This window comes from Thiothrix eikelboomii (assembly GCF_900167255.1).
Taxonomy (GTDB): domain Bacteria; phylum Pseudomonadota; class Gammaproteobacteria; order Thiotrichales; family Thiotrichaceae; genus Thiolinea; species Thiolinea eikelboomii.
On sequence record NZ_FUYB01000001.1, the window covers coordinates 394,745 to 416,984 of the forward strand.

Sequence of the window (22,240 nt, forward strand, 5' to 3'; positions counted from 1 at the left end):
TATGAAATATCAAGACTTGCGCGACTTTATCCAACAATTGGAAGCCCGAGGTGAACTCAAACGGATTCAAACCGAAGTTGACCCCCATCTCGAAATGACTGAAATCGCTGATCGTGTACTGCGTGCGGGTGGGCCGGCTTTATTGTTTGAAAACCCTAAAGGCTATCATATTCCGGTATTAGCTAATCTCTTTGGCACACCCCGCCGAGTTGCCTTAGGTATGGGTGAAGAATCGACCTCAGCCTTGCGGGAAATAGGCCGTTTGCTCGCCGTACTCAAGCAGCCTGAACCACCTAAAGGTTTGAAAGAGGTTTGGAAGGCTGTGCCAGTTTTCAAAAAAGTACTGGATATGGCACCTAAAGTGGTGAACCACCCTGCTTGCCAAGCCATTGTATTAAAGGGGGATGAGATTGATCTGCATCAGTTACCGATTCAGCATTGCTGGCCGGGGGATGTTGCACCTCTAATCACTTGGGGCTTAGTCATCACTAAAGGTCCTGAAAAAAATCGCCAAAACTTAGGCATCTATCGCCAGCAAGTCTTAGGCAAAAATAAGGTGATTATGCGCTGGCTCTCGCATCGAGGCGGGGCTTTAGATTTCCTCGATTGGCAACGCAAATACCCCGGCGAACCTTTTCCGGTAGCCGTCGCATTGGGTGCTGATCCAGCAACGATTTTAGGCGCAGTGACCCCTGTACCCGATACCCTCTCTGAATATGCGTTCGCGGGCCTATTACGCGGTTCACGCACTGAATTAGCAAAAGCTTTGTTGTCTGATTTGCAGGTGCCAGCCTCTGCTGAATTTGTGCTAGAAGGTTTTATCTATCCACAGGATTATGCACCGGAAGGCCCATATGGCGATCATACGGGTTATTATAATGAGGTAGATACTTTCCCTGTATTTACAATTGAGCGTATTACTCATCGCAAAAATCCGATTTATCACAGCACCTACACCGGTCGCCCACCCGATGAACCTGCTATTTTGGGGGTGGCCTTAAATGAAGTTTTTGTACCTATTCTGCAAAAGCAGTTTCCAGAGATTGTCGATTTTTATCTCCCACCAGAAGGCTGCTCCTATCGCATGGCCGTGGTGAGTATTAAAAAGCAATATGCCGGACATGCAAAGCGCGTGATGATGGGGGTTTGGTCGTTCTTACGCCAGTTTATGTATACCAAATTTATCATTGTCGTGGATGAAGATATTAATATCCGCAACTGGCAGGATGTTATTTGGGCGATGACAACACGGATGGATCCAGCCCGTGATACCGTCTTGATTGAAAACACTCCGATTGACTACTTGGACTTTGCCTCGCCTGTGTCGGGCTTAGGTTCAAAGATGGGCTTGGATGCCACTAATAAATGGCCAGGAGAAACCACCCGAGAATGGGGTACACCGATTGTGATGGAACAAGCCGTGAAGGATAAAGTAGATGCTATCTGGCAGGAGCTGGGATTATAAATCCATGCTGATGTGAGTATCAGCATGGTTAGTTGGATTTAATATCTGCTTACAAGATTTAATTAAAGAAGTATATAATAAAATCACCTTTATTATAACTGGACTTACCCCACCAATTGCAGCCTTTTCTATTGTCATACCCAGTCGCATACATTGTTTGCATGCCACCCGTATAAAAATAGCCTACATTAGACCAAGCACCATTACTCTGATACTGACCATACCATGTGCCGCTTTGAGAGCGGCCAACACAGGTTACAGTATTAACATTATAATTGTAGGCATAAACTTGGCCATTATAACCCACTACTCGATTCCACAAATAGAAAGTGCGATAGGCATCAACATAGCTTGAGGTTGCTTTATTCCCACTCTTCTCAGCCAATTTCGTTATATCTACAGCAACCATGTCATCAGGGTAGCTTTTTATTCTAACTTGGTTAATGGCCTCTGAAACTTTAGCGGCGGTATCTGCAGTATCCTCAATAGTAGAAGGTATAACACTTAACAAATGCTGTGCAATTTCTACTGAAGGTGCTTCTATTTCTACTTTAAAGCCATTAAAATTTTTACTGGCTTTAGCTAAATTTGCATCCTGACTAACCGCAGCCAATACAGAGCCCATCGCTAACAAACCTAAACCAGTTAAAACTAAATTAGCTAATAATTTAGTTTTTTTCATTTTACATTCCTCCGACAGTATAATAAAACAACTTTAAGCTCTAAATTAGAAAATAACAATATGGCTTAGGTTATAATAAACTATATAGACTTACTATAACTCTATGCATAAAGTTATAGCTAGACATTCATAATTAAGCCTAGTTTTTCTGCATATTTGACTGCCCCGACTCGATTATGTACATTTAGCTCTTTTAAAATAGCACTGACATGGAGTTTAATTGTACCATCTGAGCAGTTTAACTCATGCGCTATATCTTTATTTGAAAAGCCAGCTGCTACTAATTTGAGCACCTGTAGTTGCCTTGGAGTCAGATGGTTGCGCTTGGCGGGTTCATGCTTTTTTAGATCCAATACAGCTCTCGGAAGAGCATGTGCTACCAACAAGCTAGGAGACACGTAGAATTCTCCCATTAAAACCAGTTTTAAGGCATTGTTTACTTCTCGTAAATCTGCCGATCTAGCTAAAAATCCATTAACACCCTGTAGCTCGATCAGTTCAGTAAATGACTGTTTTATATCGAAAATAACCAATAAACATAACTCATTGGCCTGAGCTCTCAGCTCCCTCACCCACCGATAAGCCTTATCATCTATGCTACAAATGATCAGATTGAAAGCTGTGGTCACAGACATTAGCGCACTCGCCTCCTCAACAGAGGCTGCCTCAAAAACGGATACAGGCTCTATTACCTTAGCTACTTGCAGAGTAATAGCCTCTCTAAATAAAGGATAAGGATCTATGATCAGAACTCGCATTTCTAATCGACCTCGCTTAGTATATAGGATATTAGTTATATTTAAGTGATAACTTCCTACTAAAGTATAAATTATAAATGGTATTTTTTTGGATTTTTTTATGGGGAGTTAAATTCAATAAATTGAGCAAAAAATAACCAGACTAGCTATCTCAATAACGAAATGTATTTTAATTAGCGCGAACTCGCTGCACCTAGAAAGCTAGGTGCTTAGGGTATATTGGGTAATGACTGTCCATCCTGAGCCACATAAATAACCCAACCAGAACCATCGGATTTAGGCATAGTCATGACTTCAGTAGCCTCGGGGAAAACTTGCTGCTCCCATAAAGCCTGCAAAACATCAACACCCTCAGGTGCCTTGCCTTGGAGATCCAGCTTACAAAAGGCGGGGCCACATTCAGTACGACCCTGCAGAAGATGAGCAAGTTCAGATTGATTGAAAGCAGCATCTAGCTTTTGTTGTAGCATGCTTTGCCTCGCTAGATCAGGCTCTGCTGCTTGCAATTGTCGATCTAACTGGCTCGTACCCGCTTTTAAGCGTTGCTTAGCCGTTTTAACCTGAGCCTCAAGCATCTGCTCTGTGGGTGGAGCAGCAGAATCGGCATCCATTGTGGTGGTAATAGCTTGAACATCTGGCATCGCTGATGCAGGCGTTTTAGTTGGAGCTTTAGCTTGCACTTGAGCTTGCTTTAGCTCATCAAGCTGTTTTTGTAGCGCCGTCACCGCCGCTGCTTGCTTCAACTCCATTTGCTTAAATTGCGCGGCAAAGGCAGCTTGCATCTGTTCTAACTGCTGAGAAATTAATTGATTCTGATCCACAGTTATAGGTTTTGTCTCTGACAAGCTCAACTGCTCTGGCACAATCTGCTTAACAGCAGTTGAGCTAGCTTGACTGAATGCGTTTGGAGTCTCTGTCGGCTGTCGATCAGTCCACCAAAAATAGCCATAGAACGCAGCGATCAAATATAAAACTGCCACTAAAACTATAGTAATGCGCATTCGCTCCAACCTTCAATGTGCTGATCAATTATCCTGCCAACTGACTCCACGCACGGTCGTGCCTTGAGCGAGATTGCAGCTAACACTATAGGTATCGTAATTATTCATCGTCCCTAAACCGCTGGTATTAAAACCCGCATAGACATTACCTGTCCCACGCGCCACCATCGACACAGAGCGACTAGCACCCGTCAAATAATCCGTATGAATCACCTTGCAGGTCGTCTCTCGAGCTGAGGGATGATTCAAATTGACATAAACAGTTTGCCGAACAAACAAGGTGCGCTGTAGTGGGCAAGAGACCCAAGCACTATTCGCGCTCACACGAACTAAGCCCGTCTCACCGATGGTATTAAACTGGCTGGTTTGACTACCTAAAGCCGCTCTACAAGCAGCTCCCGGAATGGCTTGCCAAGCAGCATAGCTACTGGTACTCAAAGTGCCGATCACAGCAACTAATACCCCTACTGGAATCAATTTCAAGTGCTTACTCCTCAATTAACTGGCTGGATTACTAGGCCTGATTACCAGACCTCATTAAAGGTTTTTACAGGTTTGCTTATACTGCAACTCACCCAACTTTGCTAGTCACCGCTCAACCCACCGCCTTTCACCGAACATCTGTCAGCTTATCGCTAGGCAGCGAATTTCTGGCATGATTTTGGGAATTAATAAAAAAATGGAAGCCCGCATCATGCAAGACCTCTCTTTATTAGATTGGCGCGACAATAAAGACGCTTGGACTAAAAAATACATTGCCCCTGGCATCCGTACTGGGGATGTTGACCTGATGATTGATGAATTAGGCCCGGATATTTATTGCTTCCCCCTATTCACGGATGCTTTTTGTTATGAAGTCGTCGAGCAAGCCGAGCGTTTAGGTAAATGGACGACTGCACGCCACGAATATTACCCCACGACCGATGTTTTATTACAAGACTTAGGTCTAGCCGACATGTATCACCAAGTCATGCATACGTTTTGCCATCCCATCGCTCGGAAAATTTGGCGTTTAGAAGGTCGGCATTGGGAAGATATGGTCGAAGAAAGTTTCATGGCACGTTACCGTTCGAATGAACAAGTACTCCTCTCTGTTCATCAAGACTATGCCGACTATACGTTTACCGTTGGCTTAAATAGTGGTTTTGAAGGGGGCGGTACTTGGTTTGTACGCCAAAAAATTCTAGGTAATCCCAAAAGTGGCTATTGCACACTGTTCCCCTGTATTACCCATCCGCACGGTGGCCGCCCGACGACTAAAGGTACTCGCTATATCGTTGTCTCGTTTTGTCGGCGTCGACACCTGTATGAGCACGGCTAAAGTGTCTTAGTGCTGTAATAACTCATCCAAAAAAGCCTGCCCATAACTAGTTAATTTACGCTGGCCAACGCCACTGAGCGAAGCCAGCTCCATTAAGGAGCGAGGGCGTTGTTGGAGCATTTCGCGTAAAGTGGCATCATGAAAAATCACATAAGGAGGTACACCATACTGCTTAGCCAATTGGGCACGTACTCGCCGTAACCCCTCCCAAAGGGGTTGATCAGTCCAACGAATAGGTTGTTCTGCACGGGCTTTAATTCGGGCTTTTTTCTTGTCAGTTTTACGCTCGCGACGCAGTGATAACTGAGCTTCGCCCCGTAAGAGTGGGCGAGCTTTTTCAGTCAGATATAAAGCACCATGTCCCTCTAAATCGACGTTTAAGTAAGCTAAAGCAATTAACTGACGAAACAGGGTGCGCCATTCGGTGTTATTTAGCTCTTGACCAATCCCAAAAGTAGACTGCTTGTGATGCCCAAACTGTTTAATACGCTCATCATCTTTGCCCAACAAAACATCAACCACATAAGTCACACCAAAACGCTGCCCAGTTCGATAGACACAAGACAAAGCCTTTTGTGCTGCTAAGGAAGCATCCCAAGTTTCTGGGGGCTGTAAACAATTATCACAATTGCCACATGGCTTGGAGTTTAGCTCTCCAAAATAATCTAATAAGGCTTGGCGACGGCAAGTGCTCAACTCACACAGACCCAGCATCGCTTCTAGTTTGTGATATTCAATCCGCTTTTGCTGCTCAGGTAAATTAGAGGTCTCCATCATCTGTCGCAAGCTAATCACATCTTGTAGGCCATACGCCATCCATGCATTGGCAGGCTCACCGTCACGTCCGGCACGTCCGGTTTCTTGGTAATAAGCCTCAATACTTTTCGGCAAACTCAAATGCGCTACAAAACGTACATCGGGTTTATCAATCCCCATACCAAAGGCAATTGTCGCCACAATAATAATGCTATCTTCACGCAAGAACCGCTCTTGATTAACCCGCCTAACTTCTGCACTTAAACCCGCATGATACGGCAAAGCTAGCCGCCCCTGTTGGGCTAGCCATGTCGCAGTATCCTCAACCTTTTTACGCGACAAACAATAGACAATGCCTGCATCTTCAGGATGATGAGCCTCGAGAAAATCCCACAATTGTTGGCGAGCATTCAAACCATCTTGAATCAAGTAACGGATATTCGGGCGGTCAAAGCTATTAATAAACACAGCTGCCTGATCAAGCTTGAGCTGGCTGATAATTTCTTGGCGAGTACGCAAATCAGCCGTCGCGGTGAGCGCCATGCGTGGCACATTCGGAAAGCGCTCCGCAAGAATATATAGCTGCTGGTATTCAGGGCGAAAATCATGCCCCCATTGCGAGACACAATGCGCCTCATCAATGGCAAATAGCGCAATACCAACTCGCGCCCGTGCTATCTCCAATAGATTTAACAGTCGATCCGTGACGAGGCGCTCTGGGGCAACATAGAGTAAATCCAAATCGCCCGCTAACAGCGCTTTTTCAATACGCTGAACCTCATTGAACTCTAAGGTGGAATTTAAGAACTCAGCCCGAATCCCCAACTGTTGCAAGGCCAACACTTGATCATGCATCAAAGCAATCAGGGGCGATACAACAATACCCACTCCCTCGCGCACTAAAGCCGGAATTTGATAGCAAAGCGATTTGCCACCACCTGTGGGCATTAGGGCTAAGACATCTTGGCCTGCTAGCAAAGCAGCAATAATCGCCTGCTGATTGAGGCGAAAATCAGTGTAACCATAAATGGATTTGAGGATTTCTTGAGCGCGTTGCATTTGTCGATTATGCCATGAGCTTTATGCCTAGCGCCCCTTCTTTTGATTCCCACCACTCATCTCGTTTTCATCGGCCATCTGCTGCTAGCTTAAGCAATGTGCAGTATACTCGCGGTTTCTTGGCAAAAATTACAGAATCAAATGGCTAACTACGACTTATCCACCTTTCAGGGCATGATTCAAGCACTGCAAGGGTATTGGGCTGAACAAGGTTGTGTATTAATGCAGCCTTATGACATGGAAATGGGTGCAGGCACTTTCCATCCAGCGACTTTTTTACGTGCCATTGGCCCCGAGCCTTGGCGAGCAGCTTATGTACAACCTTCGCGCCGCCCCACCGATGGTCGCTATGGTGAAAACCCCAATCGTTTACAACATTATTATCAATTCCAAGTTTTACTCAAACCTTCCCCCCCAAATTTTCAAGAGCTATATTTAGGCTCACTTAAAGCTTTAGGCTTTGACCCGCTCGTCAACGATATTCGCTTTGTAGAAGACAACTGGGAATCACCCACCTTAGGCGCTTGGGGATTGGGTTGGGAAATTTGGCTGAATGGGATGGAAGTCACGCAATTCACCTATTTTCAACAAGTTGGTGGTTTGGATTGTCGTCCAGTGAGTGGTGAAATTACTTATGGCCTAGAACGCTTAGCCATGTATATGCAGAATGTGACCAGCGTTTATGACTTAGTATGGGCAAAAGGGCCTCAAGGTATTGTGACTTATGGTGATGTCTATCATCAAAACGAAGTCGAGCAATCCACTTATAACTTCGAACATGCTAATACAGAAGCACTCTTCCACCAGTTCAATGTCGCTGAGCGCGAAAGCCAACGCATGAGTGAATTAGGCTTACCGTTGCCCGCCTATGAGCAAATGCTGAAAGCTTCGCATACCTTTAATCTATTGGATGCCCGTAAAGCCATTTCTGTCACTGAGCGCCAACGCTATATCTTGCGTGTGCGGACTCTAGCGCGAGCGGTAGCCGAAGGTTATTACGCCACTCGTGAACAGCTCGGTTTCCCGATGCTGCAATCAGAACCAAAGGTAGCCTAAGATGACAGATAAAATTGATTTACTGGTAGAAATTGGCACTGAAGAACTACCACCTAAAGCGTTAAAGAAACTTTCTGACGCCTTCACTGATGGTATCGTCACTGGTTTCCAAGCCGCTGGTTTAGCTGCGGATGAAGTGATTGCGTATGCCGCACCTCGCCGCTTAGCGGTATGGTTAAAAGATATACCTGCCCAACAAGCGGATCAACCGATTGAAAAACGTGGCCCCGCCGTACAAGCCGCCTTTGATAAAGAGGGTCATCCTAGCAAAGCAGCTCAAGGTTTTGCGGCCTCTTGCGGGGTTGAGTTCTCGCAGTTACAACGCTTAGAAACCGATAAGGGTGCTTGGTTGGTCTTCCGCCAAACTCAAGCTGGCCAAAAGACGGCTGCACTATTCCCCGCCATCGTAAAACAGTCCTTAGATAATTTACCGATTCCTAAGCGGATGCGTTGGGGTGATGGTGAGGCGGAGTTTGTACGTCCTGTGCATTGGATTGTCATGCTCGCCAATGAGCAAGTGATTGAGGCTGAAATCCTTGGCATTAAAACTGGTCATGAAAGCCGTGGGCATCGCTTCCATGCGCCTGCCTCAATTCGCATTCGTCAACCAGCTGATTATGCCGTGCAATTGGGTGAAGCGTATGTCATCGCCCGCTTTGAAGCCCGTCGTGAAATGATTAGTCAGCGGGTGCAAGAACTAGCCACTGAGTTAGGTGGTCATGCCATTATGCCGGAGAGCTTACTGGATGAAGTGGCAGCTTTAGTTGAGTGGCCCGTTCCCATTGCTGGACGCTTTGAGGAAAAATTCCTTGCAGTTCCTCAAGAAGCCCTGATTCATACCATGCAAGGTGACCAGAAATACTTCGGCTTGACCGACGCCAATGGCAAGCTCATGCCAAACTTCATCACCATCAGCAATATTGAAAGCAAAGACCCCAGCAAAGTCAGCGAAGGCAATGAACGGGTGATTCGCCCCCGTTTCAGTGATGCGGCTTTCTTTTGGGAGCAAGATAAAAAGCAGTCTTTAGCTTCGCGTCGTGACTCACTAAAAACGGTCGTCTTCCAGCAGCAATTAGGTAGTTTGTACGACAAGTCTACTCGGGTTGCAGCTTTGGCTGATTACATGGCTCAGCAGTTAAACGCAGATACCCAGCTCGCTATCCGTGCTGCTGAACTGGGCAAATGCGATTTAATCACCAATATGGTGTTTGAATTCACTGATCTACAAGGCACGATGGGGCGCTATTATGCGCAACACGATGGCGAACCCGCTGAAGTCGCACAAGCAATGGAAGAGCAATATCTGCCACGCTTTGCAGGTGATGCTTTACCCACGACACAAACAGGCCGCATCCTAGCCCTAGCTGAACGTATAGATACCTTAGCGGGTATTTTTGCCATTGGGCAAAAACCGACAGGAACCAAAGATCCCTTTGGTTTGCGGCGCTCAGCCTTAGGGGTATTGCGGATTTTAATTGAACAGCAATTACCTCTCGATTTAGCCGAGTTACTTGAGCAGGCAGCGCTTAATCTCAGCCTGCAATTAGGCCAAAAACCGGATATGCAAGAAGCCTTGGAGTATATCCTTGAGCGTTTGCGGGCTTATTATCAGGAACAAGGGATTGGCGCTGAATTAGTCGAAGCTGTTGCAGTCTTAAAACCCACTCAGCCATTAGATTTCGACCGGCGCATTAAAGCTGTTGCTGCTTTCCGCCAATTAACTGCCGCTGAAAGTTTAGCAGCTGCTAATAAGCGGATTAGTAATATTTTAAAGAAAGTCGAGACGCCCCTGCCTGCTGAAGTCGATGCCAGCCTATTGAAAGAAAATGCTGAGCAGGCCTTAGCTGAAAGTTTACAAGCTCAACAAGCGGAGGTACTACCTTTGTTTGCAGCGGGTGATTATAAGCAAGCACTACTGTCTTTAGCTCATCTACGTGAACCTGTTGATAACTTCTTTACTGAGGTGATGGTGATGGCTGACGATCAAGCTTTACGCAATAATCGCTTAGCCTTATTGAATCAACTACGTGGCTTATTTTTACGAGTCGCTGATTTGTCGGTGCTTTAAACTGAAAGCATCGACTGGCAACTGACTAGGCAGTTAATTTTAGCTGTCTAGCTATTTAGTCTTCTTCAGCTGGAGCTGGAGCTGGAGCTGGAGCTGGAGCTGGAGCTGGAGCTGGAGCTGGAGCTGGCACAGCTTGCTGTTCTGGATTAGCGGCAGCTACGGGTGTGAGTAAATTATCCGGTAATTTTAAGACTATTTGCCCTGAATCTTTAATCCGAATGCTGCCATCAGTTTGCGGTGCACCTAATAAGCTTAAACCTTGAGCAATACTAGGGTCAGCTTCAGCGATAGGTCTTAGAAATAATTCAACTTGATACTGCCCATCTTTTTCTACATCTAGCTTGCCGTCTAACGAGATCAGGGCTTGATCTGATTGTAAGGCAATATTTAACGCCTGCTTACCGGTACCCTCGGTAATTTTAGCCCGATACTGTCCACCTAAATTCACGGCAATCGGGGTTTGCACACTTCCCTCTACCCAAATCAAAGAACCATTTAAGCGCGGAATGGTTTCACGATCCCACGCAATATCATCCACGATAGCGCGAAAGGTTCCACCTAAACTGACGGGCAGATTTTTTAAAGCCGGAGCAACTTCACCTAAAGCAGCGGCAGGTAATTCTAAATTGAGGGGCGAGCAAGCCAAATTCGTATTCCAAGCCAAACCACATTGCCCTTTCACTTGTAAGGCTTGCACCTTGCCCTCTATATCAGCGGCTAGCAAGCCACTCAGTAATTTGTTGGGGGCAAAGGTCCACGTCAAATCGCTCAGCTGTGCATCCGAAATGGCCACTCGGGTAATTTTGCCTTGCCATAAACGCCCACTAACCCCCGTAAAGCTCAGCTCTGGTCTAAGCTTAGTCACTTGCTGCGTGAAAAAGCTTAAAGGCGCTAAGGCGATCAAGGACACTGTAAAGCTAGTCAGGCCAGCGAATACCCACAATACTTGTTTTTTCATCGTTCTAAGGTCAATTGCATGCCTGCTAAGCCCGGAGCTGCCCCCGGAATGAGTCCAATATTGGTTGCATAAATGGCATACTGTAGTTCTAGCTCTGCCAAAAATGCGATCACTTGATCAAAGGGTGCATTATCCAGCCGTAAATTCACCCCATCTTTACCCTTAGCTTCAGAGCGCGACAAAATCTCTGGCTTATCGAGTTGATACTTTTGCAAAACGGGAGCAACTGCAATCTGCACACTAGTAGTGGTATCAATCGGTTGTTTATTAGCAGCCTCAGCCTGATTAGCCAGTAATTGCGCTTTGGCTTGCCGAAGATAGTTAGCATCTTCTACGGTCGCCATTAAATCGTTTTCTAAGCTTGTTTTATATTTAACCAAAGGTTTCCAAGCATAGAACCACAATATACTGCCTAAGATGACAGTAATCGCAATCATCAATAAATAACGTTCGCGTTCAGAGAGGGCTAGAAACCAAGCTTTCATGTGTTTTCACCACCAGCGTCTAACGTGACCTCACCCCGCACAATATTATTGGCTTGAGTGGACTTCACTCCCACCTCACGCCCTATGAGCTTAGTTAATCCCTGTCCAATACGCTCAATCGCTTTTAAGTCTGCGGTTTCAAACACCACACTTAAGCGGCCATCACGGGCACGAATTTCCGTCACTTTTAAACCTTGTTCTTGCTGAAATACTTTACCCACCATCGTTAAATACGGCAGTAAACTCATTTTGTCAGTTTCAGGTGAGCTAGCCCGTTCTAATAAAGTCAGCTCAGACTTAACCCGTGAACGGATCGCATCAGGCTGAATATCTTTAATCGCCGGAAAGACCTCTTGGAATAAAGCCAGATTTTGCTGTTCTGCAGCCTGAACTTGCTGAGCCATTCGCCAAATATCCATCCCTTGAATCCCCCCCCAAACTGCTGCACAAAAGAGGGCTAAGCTTGCCGCAACCTTCCAACGCCGCCAATTGCGCTTGAAATTCGACATGCTTTCATCTTGATAGCCATTCAGCAAATTTAAAGCCATCCCTGCTTGTAAACTCGATTGCAGCAAGCGATTCGGTTGTGGCTCAGAAATCACCGTCAGACGCTGCTGCCAATCAGCCGCCTGATCCGTATAGAGCTGGATGGTTGGAGCTTGATCTTCAGCCTCAAACAAACTATCGACTAATAAGGGTAGAGAAATCGCGGGGCAACTAAAACCACTATAAGCCCCAGTTCGTACCCAAGCCTGACCGTCTTTCTGCCACACCGTGGGCATCGTGCCCACCCAAGGCAATGCGAAAATATCCGGTAGAATCGCTTTAGCACGCAGTTTTTGTTGTTTAAGGGTTTGCATCCAAGCTTTGAGGCGATTGCGATCAATCACTGCGACAGCCAACAGACTGTCATTTTCAGCTTGCCAAACAAAATGCTGATCCTCAACTTCGCCCACCAAATTTTCTTCTAGGGCATAAGGCAAGGCTTGTTTTAACTGACGGTTATTACTGGTGACTAATAAAGTACGAGTGAGTAACACATCCGCGCTGGGAATTAGTAAAACAACCGCTTGATTGCCCTTCATCTTGCTGATTTGTGCCCAAGTACCTTGCTGCCATTCAGCAGAAGCAGCATGACCCTCCAACTTTGCATACGCAAACTCGGTGTCATCAGGTGTTTGTAAACGCAGGATCAACATACTCAATAATCAACTAGTTATTCATTTAAAAGCAGCAAACTTTAAGCATCCGTTGGCTCAGTTTCAGGCAGGGCATTGACCCGATTAAACTGGCGCATAATAACACTTACCTTCCCATCTGCTGAGCGAAATAAAACGCTATTTATAAACAAGCGGCTTTTCCCTAAACGTACTTGTCCGGTTAAACGATAATAATTCGAACTAACATTTAATAAAACTTTCTGCTGTGCCGTTAAATTCTGTACCAACTTAGTTAAGGCCGCGCTCGATTTAATCGGTGCTGCAGTTCTTTCCTGAACAATCGCTTGAACTTGTTGACTGGTTAAGCCAATCGCCGCTAGCATCGCTTCAGAGGCAGTATTAACATTAAGCGCCGAAGGTGTGGGTAAAGCGGTGATGAAAGGTATTAACTCACCTAGTAGCTTTTTCTTTTCCTCAGGCTCAGTAATATTCCCAAGCTTTAAAATTCTTAACTCGGTTGTATCGACTATTAGGGTATTACTCGCTTGATAGGGTTTATCTTGCGAACTGTAATAATCTGATTCAGCACTATCAGGATCAGTTAACTCATCATCAGGATCAATCCAATCCACTACGCTATAAGCAAAGCTGCTAGGCAACATGCCTTGGGTTTGCAAGATTTGCTGAAACACTTTCAGCATAGAAGCGCGTGGCTTCTTATTTTGTACATCATAAAGATTGTTAACATTAAAATAAGCTTGCAGATCTTCAATCTTTACTTGAACCTCACCAATCGGCTGCCCATTATCATCGTCGATTTCAAAGACTGGAATCTTGGCAGCCCAATTATCTTGCAGCGAATCATAACTGCCATCCGTGGTTTCTTTAAGATCTTGCGCTAACCAAGCACCCGCCATTTTTTCAGCCGCATACGCATACTGATAAGCTTGCTCCATATCTTGCAAATTCGTGCTTAAGCGAATGCTATAGCGCTGTTGCACAAAAAGGGAGGTCACCACCATCACTGCTAAGGCCACAATCAGCAAGGCAGTGAGCATCGCTACACCTCGTTGTCGCCGCTGCAGCTTCATGCTCACATCGTCTCCAGTTCAGATCACCCAAGCCGTTTATTTGGCTGGGATCGGTTGTAAACGCATTGATAAGCGCAGGTGTTGATCTTGATTGAGTTTATGATCATAAACAGTAGTATACGCCATCACTGCTCGCACATATTTGCGCGTTTCCTCAAAAGGAATACTCTCAACCCATTGATCTGCCGCTAAATTTTGGGGTGGCGCCCATTTCGGAATCCGCCCAGGCCCTGCATTATAAGCAGCGGTAGCTTGTGCATAGTTTCCAGAGAAGCGCTTTAACATATCACGCAGATAGGTACTCCCTAGCTTAACATTCAGATCAGGCTGCAAAATATCTTCTTTGGCCAGTACTTGCATCCCCATTTGTCGGCTAATATCACGCGCCGTCCCCGGCATTAACTGCATCAAACCTAAAGCCTTCGCACTGGACTCTGCTTTTGCATCAAACGCACTTTCTCGGCGCATAATACCTAGAATCCACTCAGGGCGTATACCCTGCGAACGTGCTTGATCCATTACAATTTGTTCATACAGCAAAGGGAAACGTAGATCGACACTATTCCAATCTTTGACCCTAGAAACCGTCCAGATCGCTAAATTCGCATCCCCTTCACGCAAGGCTAATTCAGCCGCTGCCAACACACCCTCTTTATCCATCGCTTGCAACAAACGAAACCACTCTTTACGGGCTTGCCCACGCTCACCTAAAGCATTCCATTCTTGCCAACGCTGATACACCGCTAATTTTTGTAAACCCTGAATACGCTGAGTACGATCAGGGGGCGGATCTGTCAGACGCGCATAATCTTGTTGAATCCGATCAGCAGCTAAAAAGCCATAATAAGTTGAATTTTTAGCTAAACCTGCATAAAGAGCGTGAGCTTCTTTGGTTTTTTTCAGCTGTTCTAGCGCCCGTGCTTGCCAATACCGCCACGTATCCCATTCATCGTCGCTGCCTTCAACCGTATCTAAAGCACTAGCCGCCTCCAATAAAGCGGGCCAATCCTGTGAGCGCATGGCTAAACGGGCTAACCATGCATTACCCTCAGGACTGCGATCAGTGACTGTAATCTGCTTTAGGCGTTGCAACCCCGCCTCATCATGCCGCCATGCCTCCCACATCCCTAAACGACTTTCGACCTCACCCTGCTCAGCCTTAGTAAACTTAAAACTGGTTTGCGCTTGCGCCCACAGTGGTAAGGCGGTTTGCAGCTTGTCATCCGCAATTTGCTTAATGGTATCAACGATAATGGCACGAACTTGTGCGCTATCAGGCTGGCTGAATAACTCAGGCAGTTTTTTAGTCGGTGCACTGCGTACTGTTAACCACAGATCAAAAAACTGCTGATCCTCTTCAGTCAGATAAACGGCTAACTGACGCGCCGCATTCACGCGCTTATTGCCCATTAAGTCTTGGATGCGCCGCCAATAGTCACTCGATGCCAACTGCTTATGATTTTTTAATTGCCATAACAGGCTGGAGCAATCATTCGGCAGGTCTTTCTTGGTGGTTTGCCATAAAGCTTGAGCCTGCTCTAAGCCTTGTTTCACTGAGCCAGTGTGGATTAAAGCCTCAGCACGATAACATTGGGTGGTGAGTTGCTCGGGATTTTCAGGAATCAGCGTTAACAGCGCCGCCCATTGACCGCGCCCCGCCAAACGCGCCGCTAAACGAGCGGCTAAGCTATCACTCATCACAGAATGCGGATGATTACTCATGAAACTGACTAAAGCTGTATCAGAACTCTGCTCAAAGTCTGCGGTTAACAATTGTGCTTCTAGCCAAGCGGCTAAGGGATAACCACGCAATTCTGCCATAAATAAACGTGCCGCCTCCACTTGGTTCTCTTGCAAAGCCAGCCGAGCAGCTTGAAATGTAGTGCGCTGTTCTTCCAAACTATTCGCACTAACCCAAGGTATTAAACTTAAAAAACTGATAATACAGCCAGCACTGAGTCTGAGCTTGAGTCTGAGCTTGAAACGATCCTTCATCACATAAACTCTTGGGGTGAGCCAAATTTAAATTAGTTATTACTTTGGCTTTTTAATAAGGTCAAATAACGCTGGTAACGACGCGGGGGAAGCTCACCCGCTGCCAAAGCCGCTTTTATAGCACAACTTGGCTCATGTTGATGCGTACAATTATTAAACCGACACTCACCCGCAAAGCGAGTAAATTCGGGATAACCTGCTTGTAATTGATTGATGGTTAATTTTGGTAGCGGAAAATCCCGCACGCCCGGCGAGTCAATCAAACTAGCTTGCCCTGCTAACTGATACAAACTCGATACCGTTGTCGTATGTCGGCCCTCGCCGGTCTCACCGATAGCCCCAACTCGAATCACTTGCTCAGGAAGCATTTGACTAATCAGTGAGGATTTCCCTACCCCGGATTGCCCTGCAAAAATAGCCGTTTTACCTTGAATCGCCTCTACGATTTCTGCCAAACCGTTGCCATCCACTGCTTGAGTATGCACAATCGGATAGCCAATCTCAAAATATTCGCGTAAACAAGCCTCCTGTTCAGGATGATGATACCGATCCCGTAAATCAGCTTTATTAAAAACAATTAAAACTTCAGCCGGCAATAAATGCGCCGCCACTAAATAACGATCCAGCATTTCCCAGTTCGGCTCAGGACGCCAGCTACTCACCACTAACAGAATATCAATATTCGCAGCGACAGCACGTAATTTACCGCGAAAATCAGGGCGCTCTAAAACATTTTTTCGAGGCAAAATCGCTAAGACACTGGCGTTACCCTGCGGTTCGACTTGCCAACGAACATAATCGCCGCAGGCCACATGTTCTAATTTGCGCCGAGTGGTACAGCGCAGTTGCTCACCACTGGCGGTTTCTAAGATGAGTTCAGCCCCATAACGGGTGATGACTCGACCAATATCCTGTGCAGTTTTTGTCATAGTGCTTATTGTGAAGGAAAACTGCCAGAAAGCGAACTGAAACTATTAATGTGACTAAGGCTTCGGAGGCGTTAACGTGGGCGCGGGGAATTTGTAATACATTTGATTTAAGTAAGAGACAACATCTAAAATTTGATCATCAAACCAATTGGTGCTGAGATTAGCATCACAACGCCGCACTTGACTGTCAAGTGCAGCGTAATTTTTAACTTTTCGCGTCGGACTCGTAAAAGACTCAGCCGTGTGACAACTCATACAACGTGACTGCTCAAATAAGCGCTTACCATTAATCGGATCAGGTGCAGCGGCGTGAGCGGACATACTGAGCACTAAACCAGCAGTGCATAACGCGATGGATTTCATGGTTATCCTCGTTTAAGTCTGTTTTTGTAAATGGGCGATACGGATCGCAGCCGGAGGATGCGAATCATAAAATGCCGAGTGCAGCGGATCAGGTGTTAAAGTACTGGCATTTTCTCTGTAAAGACCCACTAAAGCAGCAATGAGTTCCGTAGCGCTCGATTGTTGTGCAGCAAACTCATCGGCTTCAAACTCATGCTTACGGGATAACCGTGCCAAAATCGGACTGATAAAGAAAGTAAATACCGGACTAACGATCATAAACAGGATCAGAGCCATATATGTCGAGGGTTCAGAGATCCCTAAGCTGCTATAAAACCAAGGCTCTCGCATTAACCATGCCAAAACGCCAAAACCGATTAAGGTCATCAGTACCGACAAAACCATACCTTTTACAATATGCTTACGCTTAAAATGCCCTAACTCATGCGCTAGCACTGCTTCAATTTGTGAGGGTGTTAAATGCTTCAATAAAGTATCAAAGAATACAATCCGCTTATTTTTGCCAAAGCCGGTGAAATAAGCGTTGCCATGCGCCGAGCGCCGCGAGCCATCCATCACAAACACACCTTGGCTATTAAAACCCGTGCGCTCTAATAAGGCATGAATCCGGCTAGCGACTTCACCCTCTTCCAGTGGCTGAAATTTATTAAATAATGGGGCAATAAACTTAGGATAAGCCCACGTCATCACTAGAGAAAAAATGGTCAAACCGGCCCAAGCATACAGCCACCACGCACTACCTGCTGATTCCATCAACCACAGCACAAATAAAATCAGTGGTACACCGATCACTAAACCTAAAGCGCTGCCTTTAAGCAGATCCACTAAAAAGGTTTTGAACGTAGTTTTATTGAAACCAAAGCGCTCTTCCAAGACAAAAGTGCTGTAAAGTGAGGAAGGTAGATCAATTAAGCTGGAAATCAAGGTCATACTTAAGATAACCGCTGTGCCTGTCCATAAAGCCCCCCAGCCGAGACTACGCCACACTTGATCCAGCCAGTCTAAACCACCGCCTAAAGTCCAAGCCAACAACACCAGCACCCCTAGGATTATTTGAAGACGCCCAAACCGTCCTTTAGCCAAGGTATAATCAGCCGCCTTTTGATGTTCGGCTAAACTTACCTTATCGACAAAGGCAGCGGGCACTGCTGAACGATGGCTTTGTACGGCTTGCTTTTGACGCAAGGACAGCCAAATTTGCACCACCGTTGACGCGAATAAAAACACTAAAAAAATCAAGGTAAAACTTTGCATCAGACTCTTCCGTAATTAGTACTTGAACTCACTAGCAAGATTCAGGTAAATATCTGCTCATTAGCTCATTTTTCAAGTAACCGAGTATAACAACACATGACTGCCCATCAGGATAATCTGATCTGGATCGACTTAGAAATGACCGGTCTAGATACTGTCAATGATCTCATTATTGAAATAGCCACCGTAGTCACGGATAAGGATCTAAATATTCTCGCCGAAGGCCCAGTGATTGCACTCCACCAAACAGAGGCAAGAATGGCACAAATGGATGAGTGGAATCAAAAGCAGCATGGTGGCTCAGGGTTAATTCAGCGGGTGCTTGCTAGCCAATGGACAGCAGCCCAAGCCGAACAAGCCACCCTCGATTTCCTTAAGGAGCAGGTACCTGCGGGTGTTTCGCCGATGTGTGGCAATAGTATCTGCCAAGATCGACGTTTTTTAGCGCGTCTAATGCCCGAGTTAGAGCAGTTTTTCCATTATCGCAATTTGGACGTGAGCACGGTAAAAGAACTCGCTAAACGCTGGAAACCTAGCATTTTAGAGCTGTATAGCAAAGATTCTCGCCATTTAGCGCTGGACGATATTTATGATTCGATTAATGAACTAAAATTCTATCGCCAACACTTTATTAGCCTATAAGGCAGTCAACCACTGCGCCGTCGTACTTGGCTTATCAGTCGTATTCCGTATCTTTCCAAATGCGTAAAGTCGCAAAAATTTCGGCCTGAGTCTGCAATTCACGCCCAGCGACTTTCTCTGCTTTGGCAATGACTTCAGGGATATGCGTGCGCAAAAAGGGGTTGGTGATGAACTCATTCCCTAAACTAAAGGGTACGGTTGCTCGCCCTGCCTCCCGCAATTGCCAGCACTCCTCCAAGCGTAGATCTAAATCTTGATTATCTGGCTCCACCCATTTAGCAAAACCAATATTATCAATCGTATATTCATGAGCGCAGTACACTAGGGTTGAAGCCGGCAATTTAGCTAAGCGCTGCAAAGCAGCATGCAATTGATCCAAACTGCCATCAAACACCCGTCCACAGCCACAACCAAAGATCGTATCCCCACAGAACAAGCTCTCCTCACCATAATAGGCAATATGCCCTGCCGTATGACCGGAGACATCTAGCACTTGGAAGCTGGCTTTTAATTCGGCTAACTCCACCGTATCGCCATCCTGCAAAGGATGCGTCCGATGGGGAATGGTTTCATGAGCTGGGCCATAGACCATTAAATGTGGATAAACCTCCAACAGCTTAGCTATCCCCCCCACATGATCCCGATGATGATGGGTAATCAGCAAAGCCAATGGCTCAATCTGCCGTTGCGCCAGCTCGGCTAAGACCGGTTCAGCATCACCGGGGTCGACAATGACCCCAAATTTACGTTCTTCGTTCGTAATCAGCCAAATATAATTATCGGCAAAGGCTGGTATGTTAATCACTTGAATCATCGTTCAGTTACCTCGCTGGCTTTTGCATTCTTTGAGTTTTGACTAGAATGACGCTCCCCAGTTTCTATACTCGCATCTGTGCGATTTTACTAGTCCATAGATTGCAATTTAGTTTTTTTCAAGCTCTCAGCTGTCGTTTGATTAGGAGTTCAGCCATGAAGCAAGGTCAGTTATATATCGTTTCCGCCCCTTCAGGTGCTGGAAAAACCAGTCTGTTGAGTCAGCTGCGTCAGCAACTAAACTATTTAACTATTTCGGTATCCCATACCACCCGTGCTCCTCGCCCCGGTGAAATAGACGGTCAACACTATCAGTTTGTAAGTGTTGATGCGTTTAAACAAGCGATTGAACAAGGGCTGTTTTTAGAATACGCGCACGTTTTTGACAACTACTATGGCAGCTCTAAAACCACGGTCGAAGCTCTCTTAACCGCAGGCAAAGATGTGATTTTAGAAATTGATTGGCAAGGTGCCCAACAGGTACGCAAACAAACGGCAGCAGTGATCAGTATTTTCATCCTCCCGCCGAGTCGAGCCGCACTCGAAGAGCGCCTGCGGCAGCGTCAACAAGATAGCGAAGACACCATCCAACGCCGAATGCGCGAGGCCTGCAAGGAAATCTCCCACTACCCTGAATATGACTATGTGATCATTAATGATGACTTTGCGGAGGCTTTAGCAGATTTGTTGGCGATTTTTCGAAGCGAACGCTTACGGCTTGCCCGTCAGCGCCAACATCATGCCGCACTACTGAGCGCTTTATTAACCTGATTAAAGTACCTGCACACTGTATTGCAGGACGACTTGTTGCTGCGCTTCGAGCTTATCCAGTTGAGCCTCAAGTCTTGATTCACCTCCCGTGTTGTTAGTCGCTGGCAGCAGCTGTATTGCTGGTAAGTTGATACTACCAGCGGTCAGGCTTAACTGCTGTTTCAATAGCGTATTCTTCGGTATGGGTAGCTTGAGCTTGACGCTTTCAGCTGCCGTACTACCTAGATTCGTGAGTGTCAATTGATAACGAATACATTGCCCCGGCTCAGCCATAGAGGCAGTCATTAATTGCCTGCCTTGGCAATCAGCATCGAGTTGTTGGCTTAGCTCTAACTGCAACGCGGGTTGAGCCATAGCTTCAACACTTGCCATGAATAAGCATAAACAGCCTAAGATAGGTTTCAACATCACCAGCCCTCAATCAAACAGCGTGAGAGCCAGCATGAAAGGAAACTCAAGTCACCGATAGCGTGCTCTAGATTAGCCGTTGTAAATCACCGCTAAACTTGAGTGCACACTGAGTTGACAGCGATTAACTGTTAACCTGTTAACCCCGCTATTTGTTAGGACGGAAATCTTTACGAGTGGCTCGCGGAGGTTTAGCGCCCGCTGGTGTTTTTTTAGCGGATGGACGTGATTTTTCATACGGATGAGCCGCCCGTGGCTGATCCTGGTCTTTCAGACTCGGGCGATACGCCGCTACTCGCGTCGATTCGGGCGGGGTAAGTTCTTCAAAACTCAGGCCCACTGATTCGTATAACCGACGCATGGTTTTCACATCCAACTCTTCATAATGCCCCCCACGTAAAGAGCGTGGCAAGCTGAGAAAACCATAACGGATACGAATTAAACGGCTCACTCTCACGCCTTGTGATTCCCACAAGCGGCGGACTTCACGATTGCGCCCTTCTGCGAGCACCACATGATACCAATGATTCGCCCCTTCGCCACCGCCTTCGAGGATTCTTAGGAACTGTGCTGGTCCATCCTCCAGTTGTACACCCGTTTGCAAGCGGTGCAACATATCCGCATCGACCTCACCTAAAACGCGAGTCGCATATTCACGCTCAACCTCAGAGGAAGGATGCATCAGCTTATTCGCCAGCTCGCCATCGGTAGTGAACAGCAATAGACCATCGGTATTCACATCCAAACGCCCAATCATAATCCAACGACCTTGGCGTAAATGTGGCAAATTATCAAAAACCGTCGGGCGACCTTCAGGATCATGGCGCGTACACATCTCACCCGCTTTTTTGTGATACATCAAAACTCTCTGTACACGACAAAACATTTAACCCATTGATTTAGTGAGTTGACTACCTATAAAGATGAAAGTCCATCGCCCCTATGTTTTACTCTCTAGTTACCACACAGGAGAGCGAAATGGATCTGAGCGATGGACTGAGAGACAGTTTAAAAGCCTATTTAGGTTGGGGCAAGCCCCGTCTGGATTGTTTTGTATCAATGCTGCTGGCGCTGCTGAATGCGCGTCAAATGAATCTGAGCTTGTTGGCCGTGCATATAGACAGCGATACAGAAATTGCCTCTCGCTATCGACGGATGCAACGTTTTTTTAGCCAAGTGTTCTTTGACTACAATGATATTGCCCA

General features: G+C 46.2%; 22 protein-coding genes and 1 pseudogene. 7 read left to right on the top strand and 16 right to left on the bottom strand.

Translation table 11 applies throughout. The features are described from left to right. Nucleotide 1: 1 nt before the first annotated feature. On the top strand, nt 2-1,465 hold the full coding sequence (ubiD, locus tag B5D50_RS01875) for a 4-hydroxy-3-polyprenylbenzoate decarboxylase (RefSeq protein WP_078920875.1): 1,464 nt from the start codon (nt 2-4) through the stop codon (nt 1,463-1,465). A 58-nt stretch (nt 1,466-1,523) separates the two neighbouring features. Here ubiD and B5D50_RS01880 read toward each other — a convergent pair whose 3' ends face one another. The 4 genes from B5D50_RS01880 to B5D50_RS01895 form a co-directional block, all read right to left on the bottom strand. Continuing rightward, nucleotides 1,524-2,147 (bottom strand): hypothetical protein, encoded by a 624-nt coding sequence (locus tag B5D50_RS01880; protein WP_078920876.1) that lies wholly within the window; start codon nt 2,145-2,147, stop codon nt 1,524-1,526. A 119-nt stretch (nt 2,148-2,266) separates the two neighbouring features. After that, complete coding sequence (locus tag B5D50_RS01885) at nt 2,267-2,905, bottom strand: response regulator transcription factor (RefSeq protein WP_078920877.1); 639 nt, start codon at nt 2,903-2,905, stop codon at nt 2,267-2,269. A gap of 209 nt (nt 2,906-3,114) precedes the next feature. Then, complete coding sequence (locus tag B5D50_RS01890) at nt 3,115-3,906, bottom strand: hypothetical protein (RefSeq protein WP_078920878.1); 792 nt, start codon at nt 3,904-3,906, stop codon at nt 3,115-3,117. Nucleotides 3,907-3,930: 24 nt separating this feature from the next. Continuing rightward, complete coding sequence (locus B5D50_RS01895; protein ID WP_078920879.1) at nt 3,931-4,389, bottom strand: hypothetical protein; 459 nt, start codon at nt 4,387-4,389, stop codon at nt 3,931-3,933. Between the two features lie 211 nt (nt 4,390-4,600). Here B5D50_RS01895 and B5D50_RS01900 point away from each other — a divergent pair, with 211 nt between their 5' ends. Next, nucleotides 4,601-5,227, top strand: a complete 627-nt coding sequence (locus tag B5D50_RS01900; protein ID WP_143594209.1) for a 2OG-Fe(II) oxygenase family protein — start codon at nt 4,601-4,603, stop codon at nt 5,225-5,227. 6 nt (nt 5,228-5,233) lie between these two features. On the opposite strand, the gene recQ is transcribed toward B5D50_RS01900, so the two are convergent. After that, a complete protein-coding gene (gene recQ / locus B5D50_RS01905; protein WP_078920881.1) occupies nt 5,234-7,042 on the bottom strand; it encodes a DNA helicase RecQ in 1,809 nt (602 codons plus the stop codon). A 141-nt stretch (nt 7,043-7,183) separates the two neighbouring features. On the opposite strand from recQ, the gene glyQ reads away from it, so the two are divergent. Then, a complete protein-coding gene (gene glyQ / locus B5D50_RS01910) occupies nt 7,184-8,098 on the top strand; it encodes a glycine--tRNA ligase subunit alpha (protein WP_078920912.1) in 915 nt (304 codons plus the stop codon). A gap of 1 nt (nt 8,099) precedes the next feature. Then, nucleotides 8,100-10,166, top strand: a complete 2,067-nt coding sequence (gene glyS / locus B5D50_RS01915) for a glycine--tRNA ligase subunit beta (RefSeq protein WP_078920882.1) — start codon at nt 8,100-8,102, stop codon at nt 10,164-10,166. Between the two features lie 55 nt (nt 10,167-10,221). On the opposite strand, the gene B5D50_RS01920 is transcribed toward glyS, so the two are convergent. Genes B5D50_RS01920 through B5D50_RS01955 form a run of 8 tightly spaced genes read right to left on the bottom strand, consistent with a single transcriptional unit; the run spans nt 10,222 to nt 18,401 of the window. After that, nucleotides 10,222-11,124, bottom strand: a complete 903-nt coding sequence (locus tag B5D50_RS01920; protein WP_143594210.1) for a type II secretion system protein N — start codon at nt 11,122-11,124, stop codon at nt 10,222-10,224. Continuing rightward, nucleotides 11,121-11,609: a type II secretion system protein GspM gene (gene gspM, locus B5D50_RS01925; RefSeq protein WP_078920883.1), complete on the bottom strand. Its 489-nt coding sequence runs from the start codon at nt 11,607-11,609 to the stop codon at nt 11,121-11,123. The genes B5D50_RS01920 and gspM overlap by 4 nt, the downstream gene beginning before the upstream one ends. Then, on the bottom strand, nt 11,606-12,808 hold the full coding sequence (gene gspL, locus B5D50_RS01930) for a type II secretion system protein GspL (RefSeq protein WP_078920884.1): 1,203 nt from the start codon (nt 12,806-12,808) through the stop codon (nt 11,606-11,608). The genes gspM and gspL overlap by 4 nt, the downstream gene beginning before the upstream one ends. Nucleotides 12,809-12,849: 41 nt before the next feature. Further along, complete coding sequence (gene gspK, locus B5D50_RS01935) at nt 12,850-13,860, bottom strand: type II secretion system minor pseudopilin GspK (RefSeq protein WP_078920885.1); 1,011 nt, start codon at nt 13,858-13,860, stop codon at nt 12,850-12,852. Between the two features lie 36 nt (nt 13,861-13,896). Beyond that, nucleotides 13,897-15,855 carry a lytic transglycosylase domain-containing protein gene (locus B5D50_RS01940; RefSeq protein WP_078920886.1) on the bottom strand — a complete coding sequence of 653 codons (1,959 nt, stop codon included), beginning with the start codon at nt 15,853-15,855 and terminating at the stop codon, nt 13,897-13,899. A 32-nt stretch (nt 15,856-15,887) separates the two neighbouring features. Further along, nucleotides 15,888-16,784, bottom strand: coding sequence for a ribosome small subunit-dependent GTPase A (gene rsgA, locus B5D50_RS01945; RefSeq protein WP_078920887.1), 897 nt, complete (start codon nt 16,782-16,784; stop codon nt 15,888-15,890). Nucleotides 16,785-16,838: 54 nt separating this feature from the next. Beyond that, a complete protein-coding gene (locus tag B5D50_RS01950; protein WP_234975764.1) occupies nt 16,839-17,147 on the bottom strand; it encodes a hypothetical protein in 309 nt (102 codons plus the stop codon). 12 nt (nt 17,148-17,159) lie between these two features. Then, nucleotides 17,160-18,401 (bottom strand): M48 family metallopeptidase, encoded by a 1,242-nt coding sequence (locus B5D50_RS01955; RefSeq protein ID WP_078920888.1) that lies wholly within the window; start codon nt 18,399-18,401, stop codon nt 17,160-17,162. A 96-nt stretch (nt 18,402-18,497) separates the two neighbouring features. Here B5D50_RS01955 and orn point away from each other — a divergent pair, with 96 nt between their 5' ends. Beyond that, nucleotides 18,498-19,043 (top strand): oligoribonuclease, encoded by a 546-nt coding sequence (orn, locus tag B5D50_RS01960; protein ID WP_078920889.1) that lies wholly within the window; start codon nt 18,498-18,500, stop codon nt 19,041-19,043. Between the two features lie 34 nt (nt 19,044-19,077). On the opposite strand, the gene gloB is transcribed toward orn, so the two are convergent. After that, the gene (gene gloB, locus B5D50_RS01965; RefSeq protein WP_078920890.1) at nt 19,078-19,857 is read right to left on the bottom strand and encodes a hydroxyacylglutathione hydrolase; all 780 of its coding nucleotides are present in this window, start codon (nt 19,855-19,857) and stop codon (nt 19,078-19,080) included. Nucleotides 19,858-20,012: 155 nt separating this feature from the next. Here gloB and gmk point away from each other — a divergent pair, with 155 nt between their 5' ends. Then, entirely contained in the window at nt 20,013-20,627 is a 615-nt protein-coding gene (gmk, locus tag B5D50_RS01970; RefSeq protein ID WP_078920891.1) for a guanylate kinase, read from the top strand. Here gmk and B5D50_RS01975 read toward each other — a convergent pair whose 3' ends face one another. Further along, nucleotides 20,628-21,035 carry a DUF11 domain-containing protein gene (locus tag B5D50_RS01975; RefSeq protein ID WP_078920892.1) on the bottom strand — a complete coding sequence of 136 codons (408 nt, stop codon included), beginning with the start codon at nt 21,033-21,035 and terminating at the stop codon, nt 20,628-20,630. 148 nt (nt 21,036-21,183) lie between these two features. Continuing rightward, nucleotides 21,184-21,894 (bottom strand): pseudouridine synthase, encoded by a 711-nt coding sequence (locus B5D50_RS01980; protein WP_234975765.1) that lies wholly within the window; start codon nt 21,892-21,894, stop codon nt 21,184-21,186. A gap of 119 nt (nt 21,895-22,013) precedes the next feature. Here B5D50_RS01980 and B5D50_RS01985 point away from each other — a divergent pair. Next, nucleotides 22,014-22,240 (top strand): annotated as a pseudogene (locus B5D50_RS01985) (hypothetical protein); the annotation flags it as partial.

Excerpts from the sequence above, each read along its gene's own strand:
- ubiD (WP_078920875.1), top strand. The coding sequence starts at position 2 with ATGAAATATCAAGACTTGCGCGACTTTATCCAACAATTGGAAGCCCGA.
- B5D50_RS01880 (WP_078920876.1), bottom strand. The coding sequence starts at position 2,147 with ATGAAAAAAACTAAATTATTAGCTAATTTAGTTTTAACTGGTTTAGGT.
- B5D50_RS01885 (WP_078920877.1), bottom strand. The coding sequence starts at position 2,905 with ATGCGAGTTCTGATCATAGATCCTTATCCTTTATTTAGAGAGGCTATT.
- B5D50_RS01890 (WP_078920878.1), bottom strand. The coding sequence starts at position 3,906 with ATGCGCATTACTATAGTTTTAGTGGCAGTTTTATATTTGATCGCTGCG.
- B5D50_RS01900 (WP_143594209.1), top strand. The coding sequence starts at position 4,601 with ATGCAAGACCTCTCTTTATTAGATTGGCGCGACAATAAAGACGCTTGG.
- recQ (WP_078920881.1), bottom strand. The coding sequence starts at position 7,042 with ATGCAACGCGCTCAAGAAATCCTCAAATCCATTTATGGTTACACTGAT.
- glyQ (WP_078920912.1), top strand. The coding sequence starts at position 7,184 with ATGGCTAACTACGACTTATCCACCTTTCAGGGCATGATTCAAGCACTG.
- glyS (WP_078920882.1), top strand. The coding sequence starts at position 8,100 with ATGACAGATAAAATTGATTTACTGGTAGAAATTGGCACTGAAGAACTA.
- B5D50_RS01920 (WP_143594210.1), bottom strand. The coding sequence starts at position 11,124 with ATGAAAAAACAAGTATTGTGGGTATTCGCTGGCCTGACTAGCTTTACA.
- gspM (WP_078920883.1), bottom strand. The coding sequence starts at position 11,609 with ATGAAAGCTTGGTTTCTAGCCCTCTCTGAACGCGAACGTTATTTATTG.
- gspL (WP_078920884.1), bottom strand. The coding sequence starts at position 12,808 with ATGTTGATCCTGCGTTTACAAACACCTGATGACACCGAGTTTGCGTAT.
- gspK (WP_078920885.1), bottom strand. The coding sequence starts at position 13,860 with ATGAAGCTGCAGCGGCGACAACGAGGTGTAGCGATGCTCACTGCCTTG.
- B5D50_RS01940 (WP_078920886.1), bottom strand. The coding sequence starts at position 15,855 with ATGAAGGATCGTTTCAAGCTCAGACTCAAGCTCAGACTCAGTGCTGGC.
- rsgA (WP_078920887.1), bottom strand. The coding sequence starts at position 16,784 with ATGACAAAAACTGCACAGGATATTGGTCGAGTCATCACCCGTTATGGG.
- B5D50_RS01950 (WP_234975764.1), bottom strand. The coding sequence starts at position 17,147 with ATGAAATCCATCGCGTTATGCACTGCTGGTTTAGTGCTCAGTATGTCC.
- B5D50_RS01955 (WP_078920888.1), bottom strand. The coding sequence starts at position 18,401 with ATGCAAAGTTTTACCTTGATTTTTTTAGTGTTTTTATTCGCGTCAACG.
- orn (WP_078920889.1), top strand. The coding sequence starts at position 18,498 with ATGACTGCCCATCAGGATAATCTGATCTGGATCGACTTAGAAATGACC.
- gloB (WP_078920890.1), bottom strand. The coding sequence starts at position 19,857 with ATGATTCAAGTGATTAACATACCAGCCTTTGCCGATAATTATATTTGG.
- gmk (WP_078920891.1), top strand. The coding sequence starts at position 20,013 with ATGAAGCAAGGTCAGTTATATATCGTTTCCGCCCCTTCAGGTGCTGGA.
- B5D50_RS01975 (WP_078920892.1), bottom strand. The coding sequence starts at position 21,035 with ATGTTGAAACCTATCTTAGGCTGTTTATGCTTATTCATGGCAAGTGTT.
- B5D50_RS01980 (WP_234975765.1), bottom strand. The coding sequence starts at position 21,894 with ATGTATCACAAAAAAGCGGGTGAGATGTGTACGCGCCATGATCCTGAA.